General features: G+C 30.6%; 14 protein-coding genes and 1 tRNA gene. 1 reads left to right on the forward strand and 14 read right to left on the reverse strand.

Annotated elements, in window-relative coordinates; translation table 11 throughout:
- Positions 1 to 30: 30 nt before the first annotated feature.
- Positions 31 to 1,302, reverse strand: a complete 1,272-nt coding sequence (locus ACO5J6_RS03005; RefSeq protein WP_485641969.1) for a TolC family protein — start codon at positions 1,300 to 1,302, stop codon at positions 31 to 33.
- A gap of 219 nt (positions 1,303 to 1,521) precedes the next feature.
- Between ACO5J6_RS03005 and ytvI the strand changes: the two genes are divergently transcribed.
- Positions 1,522 to 2,757: a sporulation integral membrane protein YtvI gene (gene ytvI / locus ACO5J6_RS03010; RefSeq protein ID WP_485641970.1), complete on the forward strand. Its 1,236-nt coding sequence runs from the start codon at positions 1,522 to 1,524 to the stop codon at positions 2,755 to 2,757.
- 134 nt (positions 2,758 to 2,891) lie between these two features.
- Here the strand turns inward: ytvI and ACO5J6_RS03015 are convergent, their stop codons facing one another.
- The 13 genes from ACO5J6_RS03015 to purH form a co-directional block, all read right to left on the reverse strand.
- Positions 2,892 to 3,335: a lysozyme inhibitor LprI family protein gene (locus ACO5J6_RS03015; protein ID WP_485641971.1), complete on the reverse strand. Its 444-nt coding sequence runs from the start codon at positions 3,333 to 3,335 to the stop codon at positions 2,892 to 2,894.
- 35 nt (positions 3,336 to 3,370) lie between these two features.
- Complete coding sequence (locus tag ACO5J6_RS03020) at positions 3,371 to 3,607, reverse strand: hypothetical protein (RefSeq protein WP_485641972.1); 237 nt, start codon at positions 3,605 to 3,607, stop codon at positions 3,371 to 3,373.
- Between the two features lie 142 nt (positions 3,608 to 3,749).
- Positions 3,750 to 4,178: a lysozyme inhibitor LprI family protein gene (locus ACO5J6_RS03025; RefSeq protein ID WP_485641973.1), complete on the reverse strand. Its 429-nt coding sequence runs from the start codon at positions 4,176 to 4,178 to the stop codon at positions 3,750 to 3,752.
- A 78-nt stretch (positions 4,179 to 4,256) separates the two neighbouring features.
- Complete coding sequence (locus ACO5J6_RS03030) at positions 4,257 to 4,985, reverse strand: hypothetical protein (RefSeq protein ID WP_485641974.1); 729 nt, start codon at positions 4,983 to 4,985, stop codon at positions 4,257 to 4,259.
- Between the two features lie 259 nt (positions 4,986 to 5,244).
- Positions 5,245 to 16,416, reverse strand: a complete 11,172-nt coding sequence (locus tag ACO5J6_RS03035) for an autotransporter-associated N-terminal domain-containing protein (RefSeq protein ID WP_485641975.1) — start codon at positions 16,414 to 16,416, stop codon at positions 5,245 to 5,247.
- A 459-nt stretch (positions 16,417 to 16,875) separates the two neighbouring features.
- Positions 16,876 to 18,138 carry a phosphoribosylamine--glycine ligase gene (purD, locus tag ACO5J6_RS03040; RefSeq protein WP_485641976.1) on the reverse strand — a complete coding sequence of 421 codons (1,263 nt, stop codon included), beginning with the start codon at positions 18,136 to 18,138 and terminating at the stop codon, positions 16,876 to 16,878.
- A 357-nt stretch (positions 18,139 to 18,495) separates the two neighbouring features.
- Positions 18,496 to 18,572, reverse strand: a tRNA-Lys gene (locus tag ACO5J6_RS03045).
- A gap of 310 nt (positions 18,573 to 18,882) precedes the next feature.
- Positions 18,883 to 19,686: a hypothetical protein gene (locus ACO5J6_RS03050; protein ID WP_485641977.1), complete on the reverse strand. Its 804-nt coding sequence runs from the start codon at positions 19,684 to 19,686 to the stop codon at positions 18,883 to 18,885.
- 73 nt (positions 19,687 to 19,759) lie between these two features.
- Positions 19,760 to 20,581, reverse strand: coding sequence for a hypothetical protein (locus ACO5J6_RS03055; protein WP_485641951.1), 822 nt, complete (start codon positions 20,579 to 20,581; stop codon positions 19,760 to 19,762).
- 2 nt (positions 20,582 to 20,583) lie between these two features.
- On the reverse strand, positions 20,584 to 20,976 hold the full coding sequence (locus tag ACO5J6_RS03060; RefSeq protein WP_485641978.1) for a hypothetical protein: 393 nt from the start codon (positions 20,974 to 20,976) through the stop codon (positions 20,584 to 20,586).
- A 118-nt stretch (positions 20,977 to 21,094) separates the two neighbouring features.
- Positions 21,095 to 21,916 (reverse strand): hypothetical protein, encoded by an 822-nt coding sequence (locus tag ACO5J6_RS03065; protein WP_485641951.1) that lies wholly within the window; start codon positions 21,914 to 21,916, stop codon positions 21,095 to 21,097.
- Positions 21,917 to 21,918: 2 nt separating this feature from the next.
- On the reverse strand, positions 21,919 to 23,934 hold the full coding sequence (locus ACO5J6_RS03070; protein ID WP_485641979.1) for a hypothetical protein: 2,016 nt from the start codon (positions 23,932 to 23,934) through the stop codon (positions 21,919 to 21,921).
- 310 nt (positions 23,935 to 24,244) lie between these two features.
- Positions 24,245 to 25,765 (reverse strand): bifunctional phosphoribosylaminoimidazolecarboxamide formyltransferase/IMP cyclohydrolase, encoded by a 1,521-nt coding sequence (gene purH / locus ACO5J6_RS03075; protein ID WP_485641980.1) that lies wholly within the window; start codon positions 25,763 to 25,765, stop codon positions 24,245 to 24,247.
- Positions 25,766 to 25,844 lie beyond the last annotated feature (79 nt).

A 25,844-nucleotide genomic window follows, 5' to 3' on the forward strand; every position in this document is an offset into this window, starting at 1 on the left:
ATCACCTCATAAAACTTTCTTTTAATATAATTATTTATAATATTTGATTTTTCTTGTATAAGCCGCAAGTTCATTTTTGGCTATTTCATAATCCATAATGGCTTTTTCATAAGTATTTCTTTTTTCTACATAATTAGCAAAAGTATCCGTTCCCAGCTGATATTTTTTAGCATATATTGTATAGTCCTCTTTTGCTATATCCAGAGCTTTTTTGCTTATCAGCTCATTTGTCTGATATGTGGTATAATTCAGCATTTCCTGTCCCACATTGGATAATATCTCATTCTTTTTCTGTTCATATTCCAGTCTCAGTTTTTCTGCTTCATTTTTCAAGTCTTCAATAGTATCATTGTATAACTTGAAAGATTTAGTTACACCTACTCCCACTGTAAAGCTCTTTTTTTCAAAAGAATATCCCGCATCGGCTGTAATTTTTGGAATATTGTAATCAAATTTTTCTTTTTTTATCTTTTCGCTGTTAAGAGTTTCATTAAGTTTTATTTTTTCTGCTTCTGATAATTTCAAGTTATAAAAATCCTCTTTTTTCAGCTCTACCGCTTTTAAATCTTCCAGTTTTTCCTTCTTAGGAAGTGATACATTATAAATCATAAATGTTTCACCAAGTATTTTCAATTCACGTTCTGTATTCTGATATTTCAGTTCAGCAGTTTCATATTCAGTCTTTGCCAAATCATAATCATATTTAGAAGAAGTTCCTAACTGATATTTTCTGGTAAGGATATCGTAATCTTTTTTCTTACCATCCATGGAAATCTTATTTTGACTCAGTTCCTTTTCCTTATTCTTATAATTTTTATACAAATCAATCAAATTACGAATTTCCGTATTTTTTGTTGTTTCATTATTGATTTTTTGTATATCTCTCGAAATATCATTTACATTTTTATTGTATTTATTGTCTCCATAAAAAAAATCATTTAGCGTTTTAGTTACACCGACTTTATTTTCAGTAAATTCCTTATTAGTGAAATTATATCCGTTTTTATAATAAAGCATTCCAAAAGTTGCGGTGTTTTCCATACTTATTCCGTCGTATGTCTTATTTTTTTCATAAGTATTTTCAGAAGTAAGTTTTATTGTGTTCCAGTCTCCTTTCTTCAACGCTTTATCTTTTATATCGTATGTTCTTAAGTTAGCCTGATTTATTTTTGTAGTATATGATTTCTGCTCATATTCTGATATGACATCATCCAAAGTTGCTCCATGACTCAACGCACTTAAAAAAATTAAAAATAAAAGCTGAATTTTTTTATTTTTCATTTCAGGAATTGCTTTCAGCATAAACTTCCCCTTTCTTTCTAAATGTAAATCAGACTTATTTTACTCCCTCATGCTTAGAAAACGCTTTTTATTATATATAAATTTATTATACGTATAACTTTTTTTATATTTGGATTATATTTATATTTATTTTATTATACTTAATCTAATTTTTGTGTATTTACAATTTTCATTATTTAGTCTATAATATATACAATAAATTTATATTCAGGGGGAAATATGTCTAATTATAAAAAATTTGATTTTAAAAAATTATACTTTATTCTGTATATAGCACTTATATTGATTGTAGTCTTACTACTTTTTAAACTGGGAATATTTTTGTTTCCCTTTGTGATTGCAGTATTTTTTTCATTGATTACTCAACCTTTCGCTAATTTTCTGCAAAATAAGCTTAAATTATCGAAAAAATTTTCAACTATTATTTCAATAGTAATATTTCTTATTTTTTTTCTTAGTTTTATAAGTATTGTATCATTACGTCTTTTTGGAGAAATCTATAAATTATCCAGAAATATAAATACATATGCCAAAGAATTTGAAAGATTATGGACATATACTGTTGATCAGGGATATATTTATTTAGGCTATCTTCCAAAAGGATTTACAGATCAGATTAAAAGGTCAATAGCAGGATTTATTTCCTTAGGTTCCACAGAAATAGGCAAGTTTATAAATGGACTTATATATTTTGTTACTTCTATACCTACAATAATAATATATATCTGTATTACAGTTCTCTCTACATTTTTTATAAGTCTTGATAAAAAAGAAATTTTAAATTTTCTGGAGCAACAGCTTCCTGAATCATGGCTAAAAAAAGTATACAATATAAAAAATGAGATGTTTACTGTCTTAGGTTCTTATATTAAAGCACAGATTATTCTTATGACAATATGTTTTTTTGAATTGCTCGTTTCTTTTAATCTGTTATTTTTCCTAAAATTCAATGTATCTTATCCGCTTTTAATATCTATCATTATATGCTTGATTGACGCATTGCCGATACTTGGAGCAGGAATTGTTTTAATCCCTTGGGCAGGAATATCCTTTATTCTTGGTGATATAAAGTTAGGAATGGCACTGATTATCATTTATCTGCTTGTATTGTCTGTAAGACAGATGCTTGAACCTAAGCTGATAAGTCAAAATATAGGAGTACATCCTTTAGTAACTCTGATTTCAATGTATTCAGGATTTAAGTTTTTCGGAGTTATGGGATTTCTTATAGGACCTGTTGTAATGATTATATTGAAAAATGTATTTTCCAAAGAACTGGAAGTCGGTTTTTTCAGAGAAATATTCAGCGACACTGCCGATAATGATACAAATTCAGATAATAAAAACAATAAAAGCGGCACTAAAGAGAATAATTCCAATCCTTTAATCGAAAATATGCCCGAAAATTTAAAAAAACTGATTGACGATGAATTTATTGATGATAAAAAATGTTAACAAATAAAATTTCATCAAATTATATAAGAATATGACATAAAAATAATATATAAAAGAAATATTCAAAATTATAAAAATTACCCAAAAAATAACATTTATTTATATAAAATAAATGTTATTTTTTGTATGACACATTAACGTTCAAGTTCGTCATAATATTCTACAAGTTTCAACACTCTTATTTTTGTTAATTCAGCTTTTTTAGCTATGTATTCCAGTCTTTCCTGAGAACCTCCTTTATACTGCATACTACTAAAGATAGCTTCATTATCTCTAAATTGTAACCACGATTTCTGAGATTTGATTAATGCGTTTTTATAATCGGTGCTGTATTCTTTCCTTGTTTCTTCAATTTTATTTAACAGTTTTTTATATATTGTATTCATTTCCTTATTCCATGCTTCATACTTTCTATTTTCTGCATTAATCATATCAGAGGTTTTTATATTGTCATTACTGATATTGGTTTCAACAGTTTTCATTCTGTTTTCCAAATCTTCCTTATAGCCTCCAAAAGAAAATGAATTTAGCAGTAAAAATAATACTATTATCAGCTTTAAATTTTTTTCTGTTTTCATAATACTCATCATCCTATTTTTATTTTCAATATTTATTATTTCCATCTGATACGGTTTTTATTTTTAATTGCCATAAATATTCCTGCTCCTGTAAAAATGACGCCTAAAAGAATTAATAAAAAATTTACGCTAAAAATTCCTATTATAAGAGCTACAATACCTCCTCCAAAAAGCCTTGCAACAAATTTTTGTGTAGTTCTGCTATATTCTTTTTTTTCATTATCTGTTTTATTTAGGCTTTGATTTTCATTATTTAAATTTTGATTTTCCATTTCCATTCTCCTTTTTTATTATTTTTAAATTTAGAGTTTCATTTTTTTCTGCTCTACTATAGCCCACATTGACATAACTGAATTTTAACAGCTTCTTTTATGATAAACAAACTGAAAAATATTTTTTAGTAAAATCGAAGTTCTATTTTGATAGATTATCAAGCATTTCAGCTAATTCCAAAGCTCTTTTCTGAGTAAGTTCTGCCATAAGATAATAAATATTTATAGTAGTTACAGTTCCCTCTCTTGGAACAGCTTTAGCTTTTTCATCCCTTTGTTTTATCCAGTTTTTCTGTGCTTTTACTAAATTTTCTTTAGCTTTACTCTTATTTTTTCTTTCAAGTTCGCTAATAAGTTTTTTATACACTGTATTCAGTTCATTATCGACATTTTTATAGTATTTTTCTGCTGCGTCTGTCATTTCTACGGTTGTATTTCCTGTATTGACTGCTTCATTTTCAAATTGTTTTATTCTTTCAGACAGTTCCGACTTATATCCTGCAAAAGAAAATGAACCTGCTAACAAAAATAATAAAATTCCTATAGATTTTAAATTTTTTTCTATTTTCATAATACTTACCTCCTAATTTTTATTTACAATAATTTTATATCATACGAACATTAAAGAAAAATGAGAGATTTTATTTTTTTACCATACATAAGATCTTTTTTCATTTTTATCTTCCGTATGTAATATTATAAGATAAGTTTTTTTATTATAATACGGACTCATTTCCATTAATAATTTCTGAGCTTCCTCTTTTTTTATTAGACGTCTATCTGTCGTATTACGATAGATATAGAAATTTATTATTGGCGTAATATTATTATATTCTAAAAATTCTTTCCAGTCTATTTCTTCAAATTTTCTTTCTTTACTGAAATATTTTTCAAACTTTTCTCCGTATTTTTTTATTCTTTCTATAGAGTAAATATCGTACTTGTTCTCATAAGAATCTTTTGGAATAACACATTTTTCATCCTGAACATACATAAAAGGAATCCATTCATGTTTACTTCTTTTATCCAAATTTCCACATTCCCATCCTTCATCATAAGTAGCTGATAATATCTCTATATCCGGAGTAGAATATTTATCCAATATCTTTTCTATCTGTTCAAAGTCATTTCCCTGCGATTTGTCATATATCAATTTATTTAATACATAAAATCTTAATCCATAATAGTCTATAATATGAAAAAATAAATCATAATTCGGTTTTTTAAAAAAAGGTATTTCCTTTCTTATTATTCTATTATCATAATCAGTAAATATCATTATTTCCCGATTTTCTTCTATTGGAAGACTATACAAATCAAATACAGGAAGAGCTGTATCTTTAAAATATTTTGACCTATATTCTACGGGTTTTTTCAATATTACTATTTCTGCTTCCGCTTCTCCTGTATATATTTCAAAAGTATTATTTGACCCTTTTTCATAATTTTTTTCATTATTTTACCAAAACTATATAGATAAAATTTTTTATAAAATAAAAATAGACTATCTTAAAAAGTATCTTTTTAATGATAGCCTATTTTTTTTTATTTTTTATTTTTGAAAAAGGGAATGTCTAACTATAAAGCAAGTTCTTTCATATAATTTAAATCATAACTGACTAAATTGTATATGAATATTAATAAATTACTCTAAATCCTATTCCACCTCTTACATTTTTTCCTTTTGTATCATATCCTCCATTTATCGTTGCTCCAAATCTCTGGTTTTCTATTCCTAAGTTCAGGTCAGCTTTAAAGTTTCCTTTCCTGTCCTCTTTTTCTCCTCTTATTCCAAACCAGTCTGCTTTCGTATACGATACTCTCGCTTTATTATTCACTTCTCCCGTCTTTCCAAGCTCATTCTCATATCCTAATCCTAATGTCGCTACAAAATGCGTTCTTACTGCCATTGGTTGTTTATATTTGAACTCTATCCCTGCTTCCGGTCTGATTGAATAATAATCGTTCCCTTTTACTTCCAGTCTTATTTCTCCCGTCTTCTCTTTTATCGTTCCAAATCTTCCATATTCAAGCTTCAAACTTCCATACGGTCTTATACTTGTTCTCTCACTTGTCCTGAATTCCTTGCTTATTTCATTCTTGACCGCTACTCCGTATGAATTATATGTCGATTTTGCATTAAAGATTTCATCTACTACCAAGTATTTTCTGTGCATATCACTTCTCGCTATATAGCCTTCTCCCGATACTGTCCATTGCAGACTTCCGTTATTATCGAAAGCTGTAGATTTGAATATACCCATTTTCAGCATTGTTGTATCTTCTTTTGAGCCGCCTATATCTTTAAATTTAAATCTGTTATTTACTGCTCCCGCATACCAGCCTGAGCTGTTTCCAAGTTTTATTGTTTCATCTTCGTGAACATAAGCTACTCCATAGGCATTACTTGTATAGTCTATTACACCTGCTGTATCTGTTTTATATTCATCCTTTGCACCGAATACTTTTATTTTATTGGACTGTTTGGAAGCATTATCCCATTCTTTTCTTAAATGAGAAAACTCTTTATCCAATGATTTTTCTGTAGATATTATTCTTTGTTGTACATTTGCATATTGATGTCCCATCATTTCATCATAAGCCTGAGCCAAAAGAACCTGCTCATTATTACCTATTCCATTCAGTTTATCAAATAACCCTTTTTCCTTTGAACCTAATTCATTCATATCATATCTTTGCTCAAGTCCGTCCGCAAAATTAAAGGCGTTATCATTTTTAGGAACAAATGCTGTATACGGTATTTTTGCCATTACAATTTTTTCAATTTTCCCTGTCTGAAGATTTACTTGAGGTGTTGCCATCCAAGTTAATGAGCCTGAATAAGGAGTAAAGTTAAATATTCCCGTATTAGTCTGGTCAAGGAAAGGTTTCAAAATTTTCTCTCCTATTACAACATTTTTAGAGTTTGTCTTTTCAGAAAACTCTGTTCCGATTATCAAATCACTGTCTATATTTGGTGTAGTCAGACCTTCTATTGATATAGGTTTTGTTCTTCCTAAAGTGTCCACATATATTCCAAAGTTTGATAATCCTATATTAGGAGCTACATTATAGTCTATTACTTCCATTTCGGAATCCTCTACTATAACGCCGTTTCTTCTTACTACCAGTTTACCGTTAGGAAGTTCGACTATTTCCGTATTTCCTATCGCTTTATTTATATCCGCTCCGCTGTTAAAAGGTTTTGCTCCGTCAGAAGCATTGATATTTCCTCCTGCACCGTTTATCATACCTAAAACGGCACCGTCTCCTATATTTCTCGCATCTTCTTTTTCAGGTAAAGTTTGACCGTTACTTCCAATAGTATTTCTATATTTTACTCCGTAAGATTTTTGACCTCTTATTGTTATTGTACCGTAGTTTTTAATGATAGATTTTTTATTTTCAGTTCCCGCAATCAATGCTCCGTAACTTCTGTTAGCGTCAATATCTATAGTACCATAGTTTTCAAGCGTACTTCCGTTTAATACTGCCACTCCTATTAGTCCGTTTACGTTGTCATTTCCTGAATAAGAACCTGACTTTATAACTCCGCCGGCTTCGTTTACAAATTTGGCACCCTCATCGACAAAGACTCCTGTCATAGTTGAAATTTTATTGGCAGATGTTGCTGATGAAGCATCAAGATATATCGTTCCTGAGTTTCTTAATTCTGTTCCTGCACCTTTTCCATACATTCCTAAACTCAGATTTCCGCTTACGTAGATATTTCCTTTATTTTCTATTTTTGCACCTCTATCGGCAACCATTCCTATACCATATATGATGTTATCTTTATCCGAATTATCAGTTGCACCCACTTTTACAGTTCCTTCATTGACAGCATAAGAACCTGCTCCTGTGGCGTAAATGCCTAAGTTTCCAATTCCTGTACTTAAATCAATGTTTCCTTTATTATTTACATATCCGCCATTTTTAGCATAAATAGCTATTATTTTATTATTTGGCGAAGTAATATTACCATTATTTATTATTTCAGACTGCCCGTCAGAATACAGATATGTTGATTCTTCACCCAGTGTTATGGAAGTTCCTGTAGAATTGGCATATCTATTTGTATTTCCTCCCGAATTACTTAGAATTACACCGTAAGATTTATTTCCTACACTTATGCTGTTAGCATTATTTACAATGTTTACTCCATTTGTTCCATAAATTCCTACAGGTTCACTGTCATTTATCGTAGCAGTATGGTCAGCAATACTAATTGTACCGCCTAAATTGACATTGCCTCCTTTTTTGTATATTCCTATTCCTTCATCTGCGACGTTTAAAGCTGATGTATTTGTCGTTGTAACATATCCGTTGCTTATTGAATATATACCTACAGATTTTTTACCTGTATTAATTTGCGCTTCATTAGTTATATTTACTGTTGCACCGTCTTTTGCATATATTCCTATTGTAGAATTATTTCTATCGGAATCTGTTGAATCACTTACTGTAATGTTACCTTTGTTATTAAATGTCTGTTCAGCACTTCCCTCTAAATATGCACCTACTGTTTTTTTGCCCGAGATTTCCATATTTCCTGTATTTTCTATTGTTTTAGCTGTGCCTGAAGCATTTCTTGAGTATATTCCTAATGATTCATCTCCCGACATTTTCATTGAAGCACTGTTTCTCAAGTTTGAATTTACTCCTATGATACCTCTTGATTTCTGTGAAGTTCCTTCTATTAAATTACCTTCTGATACCAAATCAGCGTTATTTCCATACATTCCAACCGAATTCTGACCAAGAGTTATTTTTTTCCAGTTCTTAAACTGGGAATTTCCGTTAATATATGCCGCAACACCGTTATTGGAAACATTTATATCATTCTGTGCCATTGTTACTGTACTGTTATTTATAAATAGCATAGGGTCGGAATATGTTTGCAATGTTCCGTTTATATTATAATTCAATACTGAATTTTCCAGATAAGCCAAACTTCCGTCATTGGAATAATCAATATTTCCTGAATTCATATTTATTGTGGAATCACTTCCGAACAGCACCATTCCTTTATTACCTACTGTTATATTTCCTGTGGATGTTACGTTGGATTTTTCTGTGTATATTCCTACTGAAGAATTTTCAGCAACTCCCGAAGCATTGAAAATAGTATCTCCTACTGTTATATTTCCGCTATGTTCAACATTGCTTCTATTTGTAGAAGACGGGTCAGCTTTTAAGTATATACCTGCCGTTCCATTTCCTAATGTTATATCACCCGAATTTTTTATATTCATTGAAATATCTCTGACTACATTGGCTCCATTTTCCATTTTAAAGTTTGTAGCATAAATTCCTACTGATTTATTTCCACCGCTGATAGTACCTTTATTTTCAACTTTCTCAAATCTTACCGAATATATTCCCGCAGAAGAATTTCCTACCTGCACACTTTTTCCTATATCATTCAGAATTACAGATTTATTAGGTGTAACTCCGTCAAATTTAGATGTGCTGTTTTTATATACCCCGTAAATTCCTGTAGAAGTATCTCCCACTTTGATATTTCCGCTGTTTTTACCTCTTGCAGATTCCAGATACATACCCGTTGCGGAAGTTGCATTTGTAAAGTCTAATGTCCCGAGATTTATAGTATCGTAGTTGTTATCAGGATTTGCAGCATCTTTATAAATCCATGTTACGGTTGCGTCATTATCATCTCTGTTTCCGTCTGCTAACAGTCCGATAATATTTTGCGAACCTGCTGCTGCATTGACAGTAACTCCTGCATCTACTACAGCTTCTCCGTTTATAACGTGAGTCAGGACATTTCCTGTTGTCAATGTTGTATTTGCAGTAGTTCTCGAAATACCTCCCGTAATTCTTATTCTTTCAGCAGAATATCCGTTATTATTGAAAGTTCCTCCATTATCATTAATAATGGCACCTTTCTGTCCAAACAGTCCTACCCCTGTACCTCGTAATTCTATAGTCGAACCTGCGTTAAAGTTTACAGTGGCATTTTTAGTAACTATCGCACCTACTCCGTTTTCACCTTTCAATACTATATTTGCGCCGCTTCCTATTGTTACTTTGGAAGGATTTGTTCCATTGTTGTTTCCTATATAGATAGCTGTTCCCGCTTTAACTCCGTTTCCTATGGACATTTGTCCCGTATAATTTATATTACTTCCGTTTTCAGCAAAAAGTCCTACTCCATTTTCACCTGTTTCAAGAGTTGCACTTATATTTTTAGCTGTTCCTGAAGTACCTTGTCCGTCAGCATACATAGCAATAGCATAATTTGAACCGACAGTATTTCCTACTTTTACTTTACGTGTATAACTTGATATATTAGTATTCCCTTTTAATAATAGTCCTATAATACCGTTCCCATTATTTCCGTTTACTACATAATCAAGAGTCGGACTTGTAGTATCGAGAGTTCCTCCGTCGAGATATACTCCCACTCCGTATCCTTTGATACTTCCTATACCTGTTCCTTTTATTTTTCCTGTATCTTTTACATAATAGGCAACCTGATTTTGAGAAGTACTGTTCAAATCTATGTTTCCTGTTGCAGTATCAGCTTCTGCCAAATCAGTCAGATACACTGCTACCGATGAACTTGCATTATTATTCAGTACAATCTTTCCTACATTGGTAATCTTGGATTTTGGAGTAAAAATTCCCACAGTTTGTTTTTTATTAAGATTTATAGTTCCTGTATTGGATATTGTGGAATTATTTATACCGCTATTTCCATTTTTTGCAAATATTCCTACCGAATCTTCCGAATTTAGATTTATAGTTCCTGTATTGGAAAGATTTATCGTATCAGTTGTATTATCTGTTATTCCGTACATTCCAACGGATTTTTTTGAACCGTTTTCTGTTTCAAGATTTATAGTTCCTGCATTTTTAGCAGTCGTACTGTTTTTCGCAAATATTCCTGTAGAAGTATTTCCTTTTAGTGTGATTACACCATTGGAAGTGTTTTCTACAGTGCTTCCGTTTCCGTACATACCTATTACCGAATCTTTACTTCCAGTTATATTCAGTGAATTCAAGGCAGTTGCTCCGCCTGTCGCTGACATTCCCGTAGTTGTTTTACCGTTCAGAAGTATATTCCCCTCATTTGTTCCTTTAGTTCCTGAACCGTCAACATATATCCCTGCCGATTTACTGTCAATTCCCGAAACATCAAATAAAGTTATCGTTCCTGTAGCTGCATTTTTTACTTCTGCACCATTTTTTCCGAATATTCCTGTCGATTCTTTACCTTTAATATCAATAGTTTTATTATTTTCAGCTACTGAATTATCTGCAAATATTCCTACAGCCTTATTTTTATTGCCTGTTATTATATCATTATTTGTTGCTTTCAATTTAGTCTTAGTAGAAGTACTGTTTTTTACATAAATTCCAAGCGAATTTTCCATATCTATATCTATAGTCTTATCATTGGTCAATGTAGCCGTTCCTGTAGCTGTATTTTCCAACTGACCGTACATTCCTATACTTTGATTGTCAGAAGAAGAAGTTGATGATAATTTTATGTTTCCACTGTTTTTCAATGTATAATTTCCTGCATCGGAATATTTTCCAAACATTCCTGCCGAACTGCCTTTGGAAATAGTTATCTTACCGTTTGCTGTATTGGCTGCATTACTGTTTTCAGTATATATCCCTGCTGAACCTGTTCCGTTCATTGTAATTACTTTATTATTTGAGACTTCCGAACCGTTCTGTGCAAATATTCCGGCTGAAGTATTTCCATTCATATTTATAGTTCCGTCATTTGTGATAATTCCTTTATTTGAAAGAATTCCTACTGATGAAGCCTGTGTACCGGTTATTGTTCCTGTATTGCTTGCTGTGAGATTTGCAGCAGTACTTGTGTTATTTGCAACATACATTCCTACAGAGCTTGCAGTTCCTACATTTATATTTTTAGTATTTTCAAGGGCAAGTTTATGTCCTGCTCCTGTAGCCAGTTCTCCATACATACCGACACTCTGGTTATACGATGTACCTCCTGTCAGATTTACATTTCCATTATTTGTCAACTTATAATCTTTTACAGCATTTGCGTCAACTTTTCCGAATATTCCAGCTGAACTTCCTTTAGATACTGTAATTATTCCATTAGCATCATTCAAAGCTTCACTATTTTCAGCGTATATTCCAGCCGAATTTGCTTCTGATATATTGATAGTTTTGGAATTTGTTATAATCGAGTCATTTTTTCCGTAAATTCCTGCTGAACCTGTTCCCAAAATATTCAGTATATTCAAATTTGTAACAGTTCCTTTATTTGCAAGTATTCCAACAGAGTTTGCTTTTTTTGTTTCTATCTTTCCTGCTGTATCATTTATGACAACAGCTTTCGACTTATCACCCGAATTGTTCAGTATATACATTCCTACTGAATTTCCCTGATCTACAGTTATAGTATTCTCATTTTTCAATGTTGTAGTTCCTGTAGCAGTGGCTGCAATTTCTGCATACATACCTACACTTTTATTTGGTGTTCCTGATACTGTATTCAGATTTATTGTTCCTTTATTTGTTATGTTATAACTGCCTGATGAAGAATTTTTTGCGAACATTCCTGCCGACTCGGCTCCTGTTATTGTTACAGTTCCTTCATTAGTAGACGTACTGTTTTCGGTATATATCCCTGCTGATTTTTCTCCATTCATTGTTACTATATTTCTATTTGTTACAACAGCACCATTCTGTCCCAGTATTCCTGCGGATCCTCCTCCTGCCATTACAATATTTCCCGTATTCAAAGCAGTTCCTTTATCGGATATTATTCCTACTGATTTTGAATCAGTTGCATTATTGGTTGCATTTATATTTCCCGAATTTGTTATTACAGAATTTTCTTTTCCAAATATCCCTACTGAAGTTTTCCCTTGCAATGTAACTGTTCCTGAATTTGTTACCGTAGATTTTTCAGATAAAATCCCTACAGAATTCTGCTTCTTAGCAGTTATAGTTCCCGTATTGTTTACTACCAATTTTCCTGCTGCTCCTGTACCATTTTTAGCGAAAATTCCTACAGAACCGTTTAAATCAATGTTTATATTTGAAGTATTTCCTATTGTCAAAGTACCTGTTCCTGTAGAAATCAGTTCTCCATAAATTCCTGCTCCCTGAGTATCAGTAGTATTTGCAGCAGTTCCTACATTTATAGTTCCTGCATTTTGTATGCTTTTTGTATCTTTTACTTTAGCATAAATTCCTGCCGATGTTCCTTTTTCCGCTGTTATTATACCTGAAGCTTTATTCTCAACATTACTATTGTCGGAATAAATTCCCGCTGAACCTGTTTCTTTTGCAGTTATAGTTCCTTCATTGTTTATTGTGGAATTTTCCGAACCATAAATTCCTGCCGAACCTGTTCCCTCGGTTGTAACAGTCCCTCCATTTTTGTTTGTAACTGTAGTTTTCTGAGCCAGCAGACCTACTGACTTCTGTTTCTTCATATCTACAGTTCCGCTGTTTTCAATAGTAGAATTCTCTTTTCCGAATATCCCTATAGAAGAATCTTCATTAGCTGTTATAACTGCTCCGGCAGTATTTTTTCCTGTAGCTTCCGAAAGATAAATTCCTATTGCCTTTTGTGTTCCTGTGAGATTCAATGTACCTTTATTTTCAGCATTTCCTCTCGTTCCTCCGTTAGTTCCCAGTGCCGATATTGTAGTCTTGAGGTTTGAAGTTACAGTTTTTCCTGTATCTACTATCGCAGTACCATCTTTGGTTACAAGAAGCTGGGCATCAGTACTGATATTGGAAAATTTAGGATTTCCGACAAGATTTACATTTTCTCCCAGTGTTACTTTTGAACCTGCCGCTCCATAAAATAATGCAGAATTTTTCCCCATTTTAGTAATAGTAAGATTATTTATACTGTTTCCCGAAATTGTAACTTCATTTTCGGAAGCTGTAGGCGAATCTCCTTTAAAGTAAGCCAGTACAGCATTATCATCAAGGCTCGCCTTTAAGCCGTTTATAACAAAAGTATTATTAAATTTACTTGTTTTTGCTGAAAACAGTCCTACCGTTCCATTTCCTAACACTAATTCTGCTCCTGTATTGAAAGTATTAACTGACTGTCCGTCAGAATATACTCCTATCCCCGTTTTGGATGCTGTAGAACCTTTTACTTCGATAGGAGCTGATATAGTTCCTGTAGTACCTGTACCTACACTATATATACCTACAGCTCCGTTACCTGCCGTTATTTTTCCCGATGTATGGTTAAATGTCGCACCGTCTTTTACATATAATGCAACTGTTCCTTCAGTATTTGTAATCAGATTTCCTGTATTATTAAATGTTAAAGTACCCGTTCCCTTTTCAAGAACTACGGCATTACTTCCTGTACCTGTAGAAGTTATAGTTCCTGTATTTTCAAATTTTCCTGTTTTACCGTAAAATCCCAAGGAATTTTGAGCATTTACTGTTATAGTTCCTGCATTTGAACCTGCTCCCTGGACTAATATGTACCCTACCGAATTGTTTCCGTTTACATTAACTTTTCCTGTACCTGTTATATCCACTCTTCCTGTTTTGTCTTCTTCAAGCCACGTAGCAGCTACTTTTCTGTAACGTCTTTTATAATCCGTTCCTTCTGTTACAATACCGTAGTTTCCTTCCGCTCCCGACTGGATATCTATTGTTCCGCTTACAGTTATAGCTCCTCTATTTTTAACTCTGGCTCCTGAACCTTTTTGGGAATATTTTCCGATAGTTACCGTTCCTGTGAGATTTATTCCGTCAGTTCCTACAATATCCCTCGTACTGTTCATCTGGGCAAAATCATCCAGTTCGCCTCTTTTTACCGGTCTCGTTTCCACTTCCGCATACACTCCCACAGCTTCTTCTACTTTTCCTGTGTCCGAACCTGAATTTGCATAAGTGTAGGATGAAGGATTTTCAGTTCCTATGTTTATATTTCCTCCTGCATACACTCCCTGTATATTGTGTATCAGTCCTATCCCTATTGATTTATCACCTGAAATATTTATAGTTCCGTTATTTTCCATTTTACTTTCAAAAGTCTGGTCAAAATGACTGGCTATCTGACCTCCGACCGTTGTAGTTATTCCATAATTACTATATGTTTTTGTATTCGGAGCATTTATATTTTTTACTGTCAGCATTCCGAAACTTCCATAGCTGTTCAGATTTACAATTCCTTTATTCTCTGCAGCCATCATATTTAATCCTAAACGGTTGTCAGATCCTGAAGCGTTAGGATTTTCAGGTCTCAACTGTATTCCCGCACTTTCAGGAGCTTTCAGTGTTATCAATCCTTGAGTATCATTTATCATTTCATTTCTCGTATTGTTACTTGAGCTGTCAAAGTTGTTGAATCCGAAAGCTACCTGATTCTTTATAAGTCTTCCGCCTACTACTCCGCCATTTCCGTTTATTGTTCCCGCATTTATGACTTTTATATTGGCAACTTTTGTCATTGTATTAAATCCGGGATTGAGAACCTGTCCTGAATATGGAGTATGTGTTCCCTGAACGTCAATTCCCGCATTTTTTCCTTCATTCAGATTTATAGTTCCTATATATCTGAAAGGAGCTCTAATTGTTCCGTCTACTCCTTCGTCTATCATAAATGCTCTTGTATCCTGAACATTTACCTCGACATTCGTATTTACATTATTCAGATTTGAAACTTTTCCCCATGTGGAAATAAAACCGTTCTTCTGATTTACATTGATAGTTCTGTTATTAACATTATAAGAACTGTTATCCATAAATTTGAGTGCACCAATTCCGCTTAATCCTGATGTTGACAATGTAAAATCAACAGGATTTACAGCTGTAAAACTTATATTTGGTGCCGTTACCTGTGCAGGTGCAGTTACATTCAGTGCATTTACCGTCGGTACACCCGGTGCTTCTATTGTTATGCCTATATTTGGTGAACTTGGTGCCGAAACAGCCATATTTAATGACGGCGGCGTAATATTCAGCGTAACTGTCGGTTTATTTAAACTGATATTTACAGTCGGTGCAGTTGCCAATGCAGGTGTATCAGGATTGGCAGGGTTCTGCACACTTATGCTTACCGGAGTTACCTGAGGAAATGCTATACTTGGTGCTTCCAGTGGTGAATTTACGCTTATTCTGACTTCTGGTCTGACTACAGTTCTTGGAGTATCAATCTGCTGATTAATATTTATCTCCTGTTTATTCACAGACTTTGGGTTTACGTTAGCCAAAACCTGTATTTCGACTTCAGGTTCGGTAATATCTCTTAAAGGTATAAATCCATAATCCAAACTTTTATTTGTAGAATAAGGCACTCCCGATGCCGTAAGTCTAAAAGGAGCTATTTCACTTAATGACCTGTCATTCGTAACAAGTGTACTTCTCTCCATCCATGAGGCTCTCGCATACTTCCCTTGAAAAGGATATTTTTCCTTTCTGTCCCCATATCCTTCATAACTTCCTCTTTGATTATTATAAAAATAGTTCATTCCATACTGCCATGAACTCCAAGGAGATTTTACAACATGATCTCCCTGTTCCATTAATTGTATTAACTCTAAGTTCGCATTTTTAAGCAGTTTGTTATTTTCCTTTTTTGCTCGCTTAAAAACTGTGTGCATATCATTTATCGAATTATTTAGTTCTTTTTTTGTTTGATTTATAGCATTTTCCGTATTTTTTACTTCAGATGATGTCAAACTTTCTGAAAATGCCAAAGAACCTAACAATAGAAAACTTAATAATAAACCTTTTGTGTATTTGACGTCTTTACATCTCTTAGCCAATGCTCTCAAATCTTTTTCCATTTTTCTTAAATCATTAGTCAAATTTTTTCACTCCTTTATAAATGTCATAATATTTCTTAAATTAGCTTGTTCTGAATTTTTCAATTATTATAAATTACTTATAAAAAATTTTTATTATTATAATTTCTTCTTATTTTTATTATATTTTTATAACATATTTGTATAGAAAAATAACAGTATATTAGTATAACATTTTTTCTAATAATTTAATACCCTTTTTTCTAAAAAAAATCTAATTTTAAACTGTTGAAAAAATAAGAAAAAAATTTAAAAATAGAAAAACATAAACAACCTAAGTAAAATATATATAAAACCCAATTATATTTTTTTTATCTATATTTAAACTTTATCAATATTATAGATTATTATATAAAAAATATATTTATAAATTTTGTAAAACTAAATAAATAAATATATTTTTATACTCTTCTATTCTATTTTTCTATTCCTAAAATAATTTTTTGTTATGCAATTAATCTACTATTTTCCTATATCTTTTCTGTAATACATATTTTCAAAATTTATATTCTTAATTGCTTTATATGCAGAATTTTGTGCTTCTTCCAAAGTTTTTCCGAAACCTACAATATTTAATACTCTTCCGCCCGATGTAACAAAATTATCATCTTCCTTTTTTGCACCACATATAAATATTAATTCTCCATTTTTTCCTATATTATCTATTCCTGAAATTATATCTCCTTTATTGTATTTTTCGGGATAACCTCCTGCAACTGCTACCACACAGCATGAGTGTAACGGTTTCCATTTTATTTTTACTTCCGATAATCTTTTGTCGAATGCTTTTTCCAGCAACTCAAGTAAATCAGTTTCCATTAAAGGCAATACCGCCTGTGTTTCCGGATCTCCCATTCTCATATTATATTCAAGCAGATACAATCCTTTTTTAGTTATCATCAATCCAAAAAATATTACTCCCTCAAAGTCCATTCCTTCTTCTCGGATACCTCTCAGTGTCGGCTCCATTATATTTTTTTTGAATTCTTCAAATATTTCATCGGTAACGTAAGGATTTGGAGAAATTACTCCCATTCCTCCCGTATTCAGTCCTGTTTCATTTTCTCCAATTTTTTTATGGTCTTTTGCAGATAATAAAGGCAAAATGACGTTACAATCAGTAAACGAAAGAATAGAAGCTTCTTTCCCTTCAAGGTATTCTTCTATTACAATCTCATTTCCTGAAGAGCTGAACTTTTTATCTATCATTATTTCTTTTACTGCTTCTTCCGCTTCTTTCAGATTTTGTGCTATTATGACTCCTTTACCCGCAGCTAATCCGCTGGCTTTTATAACAATCGGAAATTTTTCTTTTTCACAATTTTTTAAATATTTTTCGGCTTCATCAGGATTGTCAAAAACTTTATAATCTGCCGTTTTAATTCCATATTTTCTCATAAAATCTTTTGAAAATACTTTACTTCCTTCAAGTATTGCAGCTTTTTTATCAGGGCCGAATATTTTCAGATTATTTTTTTTAAATTCATCAACTATTCCCTGTACAAGCAATTCCTCACTTCCCACAATCGTCAAATCAATATTATTATTTTTTGCAAACTCAATATACTCTCTTATACTTCTAAGCACGACATTTTCCGCAATATCAATCAGTTCAGAACCTGCATTTCCGGGAGCAATATATATTTTTTCAATATTTTTATTTTGGACCAGTTTCCATGCAATCGCATGTTCTCTGCCTCCTGCTCCTACTATTAATATTTTCATTATCTCTCCTCCTTCGATATCTTACTATTTCCGATTAACCTCTATTTTTTAAATTTCTCAAGTATATCTTATCATATTTCCCTATAATATTCTATTTTAATATTCCCGCACTTTACTTCTTTCATAATCTTCCAATCCATTTTCATCATTGGAAATTTCTCCAAAAAGGGCTATATATTTTATCATATTTTCAATACTATAAATCTCTGTATGATATTTTTTCTTTCTTAATAAAATTATATCGTATTTTATTATATCGTATTTTTTTCTTTTAAAAATTATTAATTAAAAGTTATTAAAATTCATAAAATAAAAATAAGAGACTCGGCTCTCTTATTGTAAAAGTATTATTTGAACTGGTGGGACTGGTGAGGATCGAACTCACAACCTACCGATTAAGAGTCGGTTGCTCTGACCAATTGAGCTACAGTCCCGCTTATGTCCTAATTAACCTAACATATTTTAAAAAATTTATCAAGTATTATTTTTAGTAATATTAGTGGGTTTAATCGTAGCCGACATTCGGGATATATACTTTCAGATATTTTTATTACTTATATTTATTGTAAATGGAAACATATCTACAGAACAATCTTTTTTTACTTCATAACTATTATTTTAAAAAGTTATTAAATCTTGAACCAATTTTTTTAGATTACAGGAAACATAAATTATATTTGTAATATTATTATTTACTATTATATAGAATTATTTGTTTAATGAAAATCATCTATTTAATAAATATTACCAGATTGATTCTCCATCGTTACTTAATAATACAATAATAAATTCATTTTTATTATAATACGGTTTTATTTCTTCAAATATTTTTTTCATCTCATCTTTGTTCACATCTATAAAAAATGCTAATGCAGGTCTTATATTCATAGTCTTTTTGAATTCATACCAGTCTATCTTTTCAAAATCTCTTTTCACTGAGAAATACGAGGCAAATTTTTTCTGATATTCTGATCGTTTAGACTCATCATTAGGATTAGCATCTATATTTACAATTCCTCCGGCTCCTGCTTTATCCACTTCTACAAAAGTCAGATAATTATCTACAGTGTCTTTATACTCTGTTTTATATTTTGAAAAAATTTCTTCTATTTTCGCAAAATCATTTCCTTTGCTTTTATCATAGATAAGTTCATTTATAAAATATGGTCCAAAGCCATAATGCTTTATGAAATAAAATAATTCTTTTGCTCCTTTTTTTTCAAATAATTTATCAGAATCAAATATATAACGATTTATATATTCTTTATAACAGTAAGGTGAACTATAAATAGTTATATATTTTGATTTTAATTTTGAGATTTCAGTATTTTTATGCTCTAAACTATAACAATCATAACCTTTATACTTTATTGCTTTATAATCATTTTTATTTATTTTAACATTAAAATTAGAGTATATGTTATCAAAAGTTTTATTGAAATATTTCTCTCTTTTTATTATAGGATAGAATATAATAATTAAGAAAAATAATATAATAATCGATAAAAATATGAGTATTAGTTTTTTCTTTTTATTTAATTTATACATAATCTGTTCCTTCCTTAATTTTTAAATTCAGATAATAATCAAATTTTTCTTCAATAAAATCATAATAGCTCTATTACCAAATATCTTCACCTTTCTTACTTGAAAAAGTTATAATATACTCATTTTTATTATAATATGGCTTTATTTCTTCTAATAATTTTTGTAATTCTTCTTTACTTGCATCTGAATAGAAAGATAAAATTGGTTTTATATTTAAATATTTTTTAAACTCATACCAGTCTATTTTATCAAAATCCCTTTCAATCGAGAAATATGAGATGAATTTTTTTTCAATTTGTAATACTTCATAATAATCTTCAGAATCAGCATCCACATTTAAAATAGATGAACTTACAAATTTACTTGTTTTTATGAAACTAATACAAGAATATCCACCTGTATCGGAAGACAAATTATATTTTTTTTCATATTTTGAAAGAATTTGTTCTATTTTTTCAAAATCATTTCCCTTACTTTTATCATAAATAAATTCATTTACAAAATATGGTCCAAATCCATAAATTTTTAATAAACGTATTAGTTCTATTATTTCACTTTTTGAAAAAAAACTTGTATGTTCATTTCCAATATCAAAATAAGGACGACCACATTCATCCCATTTTTCAATAAAATGGGTATATTTTATATTATTATTTTTTTTCTCTAAAAAATAATAATGAAAAGGTTCTATTAAATTTCTTGTATCATGAAAAATTTTTGCTTTATAGTCATTTTTATTTATTTTGAGTTTGAAATTTTTATATAGAGTTTCTGTTGTATTATCAAGATATTCTTCTCTCTCCCTCTTGGGTATAAATACCTTATGGTTTATAATCCATACACTTATGATGATAACTATAAATAGTATCCATTTTGTTTTTCTATTTATTTTCATATTTATCTTCCTCTATTTTTGTTAGATTTATAGATTTTTATATCTCTCAACATTTCTATTTCTTTTTTTCTAACATCATCAGGATCTGTTTTATGATTATCAATTTTCCCATTTTTATCTTTGAATGCAGCTACTTTCACTGCAGGTAAATGACTTGTTCTTGGAGGCTTCATAATATTTTTAATATTTTCTTCCAATTTGTCTACTCCATATGATATAGAAAGTGGATTTAAGCTCTCAAATACTTTTTTTACTTCAAGCTCACCTATCCCATATACTTTAGAAATAGAAGTTGTTGCACCTTTAGAATTCTCTCTTGTATAGTTTAAAAGAGCATCTCCATTATTTGGAATAACTGTTGCTCCTTTTAATAAATCTAATGTTGGTCTCCTCATATTACCCTGCATATTATTTAGCCAATGCTTAGTGACTTTCGTTAGATTTTCAAAAAATTTGTCTTTTTAAATTCAGATAATAATCAAATTTTTCTTCAATAAAATCATAATAGCTCTATTACCAAATATCTTCACCTTTCTTACTTGAAAAAGTTATAATATACTCATTTTTATTATAATATGGCTTTATTTCTTCTAATAATTTTTGTAATTCTTCTTTACTTGCATCTGAATAGAAAGATAAAATTGGTTTTATATTTAAATATTTTTTAAACTCATACCAGTCTATTTTATCAAAATCCCTTTCAATCGAGAAATATGAGATGAATTTTTTTTCAATTTGTAATACTTCATAATAATCTTCAGAATCAGCATCCACATTTAAAATAGATGAACTTACAAATTTACTTGTTTTTATGAAACTAATACAAGAATATCCACCTGTATCGGAAGACAAATTATATTTTTTTTCATATTTTGAAAGAATTTGTTCTATTTTTTCAAAATCATTTCCCTTACTTTTATCATAAATAAATTCATTTACAAAATATGGTCCAAATCCATAAATTTTTAATAAACGTATTAGTTCTATTATTTCACTTTTTGAAAAAAAACTTGTATGTTCATTTCCAATATCAAAATAAGGACGACCACATTCATCCCATTTTTCAATAAAATGGGTATATTTTATATTATTATTTTTTTTCTCTAAAAAATAATAATGAAAAGGTTCTATTAAATTTCTTGTATCATGAAAAATTTTTGCTTTATAGTCATTTTTATTTATTTTGAGTTTGAAATTTTTATATAGAGTTTCTGTTGTATTATCAAGATATTCTTCTCTCTCCCTCTTGGGTATAAATACCTTATGGTTTATAATCCATACACTTATGATGATAACTATAAATAGTATCCATTTTGTTTTTCTATTTATTTTCATATTTATCTTCCTCTATTTTTGTTAGATTTATAGATTTTTATATCTCTCAACATTTCTATTTCTTTTTTTCTAACATCATCAGGATCTGTTTTATGATTATCAATTTTCCCATTTTTATCTTTGAATGCAGCTACTTTCACTGCAGGTAAATGACTTGTTCTTGGAGGCTTCATAATATTTTTAATATTTTCTTCCAATTTGTCTACTCCATATGATATAGAAAGTGGATTTAAGCTCTCAAATACTTTTTTTACTTCAAGCTCACCTATCCCATATACTTTAGAAATAGAAGTTGTTGCACCTTTAGAATTCTCTCTTGTATAGTTTAAAAGAGCATCTCCATTATTTGGAATAACTGTAAGAATTTTATTATTATATAAATATCTTCCAGGATTACTTACCGGTGCAGGGTCTACTGCTATTGCTTCTATATTTAGATGTGATGCTATATAAATTGAGGCTCCTCCTGCTTTCGAATGTCCACTAACTCTTACTAATCCCTTAAATCCATTTTTTCCGTTTTTATATTCATTCTGAATTTTTTTTGAAAATTCCAAAGCTTCCTGATAATCTAATGGTGTCCCATTTTCATTAGACCTGTATACATCACTAAAATTAGGAAGATTTAGTGATGTTGCTCCTTTTAGTAAACCCGATGAAGTTCTTCTCATATTACCCTGCATATTATTTAGCCAATGCTTAGTGACTTTCGTTGGATTTTCAAAAAATTTGTCGGGTGGTGTACTTCCCTCTAAAATAATTTCTACTTTTCCTGTTTTTAGATTTCCTACTGCAATCCCTCTAATTCCTGATTTTGTCTTATCCATTATTTCAAGGATTTTAAGTTTTTTTTCTCCATTTCCGCTACCAATAGTGATCTCCATTCCTACTTTTAATTTACTTTCCTTAAAGTTATTATAAATAGATTTATCAGCAGAACCGTCTATTGCTCCAACTATATTTGATATTGTTGATTCATCAAGTTCCATATTGGATATTTTATCATAAAAAGTCTTTTTATCTTGCTCTTCTTCCTGTGCATCCAGTTCTTTATTTATCTGTTCTATTTCCGCTTCCTGTAGAAGTGCATGTAAGTCCCTTGCATTAGAACCTATAATGGGAAGTTTTGAAGCGTTATATAAGACAGTTTTTACATTTTTAATGACATTATCTTTTATTCTGTTTGTTTCTTTAGCCACGTCTTTTACTATTTTTATTGTTTCCTTATTTACATCATTTGCTATTTTAGCCGTACTCTTAATTATGTTTTTTGCTACTCCCGCTGTTCCTTTTATTATGTTGCCTGTTATTCTCTTAGTTTCATTAGTTACATCCCTTACTATTCTACTCGTTTCCCTTGCAATATTTTTTACTATTTTTCCTGCTTCTTTGCTTATACCACTTATTACTTTTGATGTCCCCTTGGCTACATTAGTTGCAATCCTGTAACTTTCCTTAGCCACACCTCTTACTATTTTTGAGGTTTCTTTTGCTATATCCTTTACTACACCATTTAGAACTGCAAAATTTCCTTTAGTTATATTACTTGCTACTTGTTTTGTCCCTTTTACTATATTACCCGCTATTCTTTTTGTCTCTTTATTTACATTGCGGATTACTCTTTTTGTTTCATTTGAGATATCGCTTATTACTTTAACTGTACTTTTTGATATATTTTCTGCTACTTTTTTTGTCCCTTTGGCTACATTGCTGGCCACTCTTTTAGTTTCTCTTTTAACATTGTTGACTATTCTTTTCGTTTCACTAACTACATTATTTCTTATTTTTTTTGTTTCATTAGCTATATTTTTTGCTATTTTTACAGTACTTTTTGCTACATTTCCCGCTACCTGTTTAGTTCCTCTTGCAATATTTCCTGCTATTTTCTTAGTTTCATTAACAACATTACTTGTTACTTCCTGTGTCTTTGTAATTATATTACCTGCTACACTACTTACTGCTTTAAAAAATGGATTATTTGTAAAATCGTTTTTACTTCTATTTAATGCAATAGCCATAATCTTCCCCTTTTCTATATTTTTTTATATTTTAAAATATTAATTATTTTTGGAATTTTTATTTTATTTTAAAATAATATAATATTTAGAATAACACAGGTATTATAAATTTGTCAAATTTTAGTAAAATCTTGCTTATAGTAATATTTTCGATACCTTTTGTTGATTTTTCAAACAAATTTTTTTATTTTCTACTTAAATAATATTTTTCACTTAAATAACAAAATAAATGTGAAAATTTATTTATTCTCTGACTAACCGACTTACTACTTCCATATGCGGTGTAAATAGAAATATATCCCAAATTTAATTAATGTTTAAAATGTCTTATCCCCGTAAATACCATACTTATTCCATATTCATTGCAAGTCTGCACAGATTCTTCGTCTCTTATCGAACCGCCGGGCTGAATTATAGCTCCAATGCCATACTTGGCAGCCTCATCCACACAATCCCTGAACGGAAAAAAAGCATCCGAGGCAAGAACTGCTCCGTCCAATGACCCAAGATTATTCTTTGCCTGTTTTAAAGCATGAGCAGTGGCCCATATTCTATTCGTCTGACCTGTTCCTATACCTATGACTGCTCCGTCTTTTACTATTACTATTGCATTTGATTTTACGTGCTTTACGACTTTCATTCCTAAAAGCATATCTTTCTTTTCATATTCCGACGGCTGTTTTTCAGTTACTACTTTTATATCGTCTATTATTTTTCTGTCCGTTTCCTGAACAAGTATTCCACCGTCTACTTTGATATATTCAAGTTTGTCTTGCGGTTTTGGTATCTCACATTTTATTACTCTCAAATTTTTCTTATTTTTCAATGTTTCAAGAGCTTCTTTTGAATAAGAAGGGGCAATTACTATCTCAAGAAATATTTTATTCAGTTTTTCAGCAGTTTTTACGTCTATCTCACGGTTAATCGCAACAATACCTCCAAAAATGGAAACAGGGTCGCTATCATGAGCTTTTTCATATGCCGTGAACACATCATCAGCGATAGCTACACCGCACGGCGTAGAATGTTTTACCGCACAACAGGCAATTTCATCAAATTCATTTACGACTTTCCAAGCAATATCCATATCTCTTATATTATTAAATGACAATTCTTTTCCATTTAACTGGATAAAATTTTTCATACTTCCATTTTCAGTCGTAGAAACATAATAAGCTGAAGTTTGATGTGGATTTTCACCATATCTTAAATCAGATTTTTTTTCATAAGATATATTCAGATATTTCGGATATTCCTCTTCGAGCAGAAAATTCGATATTGCTGCATCATAAGCGGAAGTCAGATTAAACACTTTTCCTGCCAGCCTTTTTTTAGTTTCAAATGAAACATCTCCTTTATTTTCAATTTCCTGAGCTACTTTCTCGTAATCTTCAGGATTACATATTACAGTTACATCTTTAAATGATTTTGCTGCCGACCTTAGCATTGTAGGACCGCCTATGTCGATAAATTCTATTTTTTCATCAAAACTTTTATCTGTCTGAACTTCTTTAAAAAAAGGATATAAATTTACGACCACATAGTCTATCGTTTCGATATTTTCTTTTTTGATAGCTTCCATGTGCTCTTTATTTTCTCTTATGGCCAGTATTCCTCCATGTATATTAGGATGTAAAGTCTTAACTCTGCCGTCCAGCATTTCCTTAAATTTTGTAACTTCCGAGATTTCAGTTACTTTTAAGCCATTTTCTTTCAAATATTTATAAGTTCCTCCTGTGGAAATAATTTCATTCCCTTTAGCAATCAAAAATTTTGCAAATTCCAATATACCTGTTTTGTCATATACTGAAATTAAAGCTCTTTTTTTCATTATTTTTATTCCTTTCGATAATATTTTATTCCCCTATTTTTTAAACTCTCACATACTTTTTTTATTTTTTGTCTTTTCG

The organism is Pseudoleptotrichia sp. (assembly GCF_057270515.1).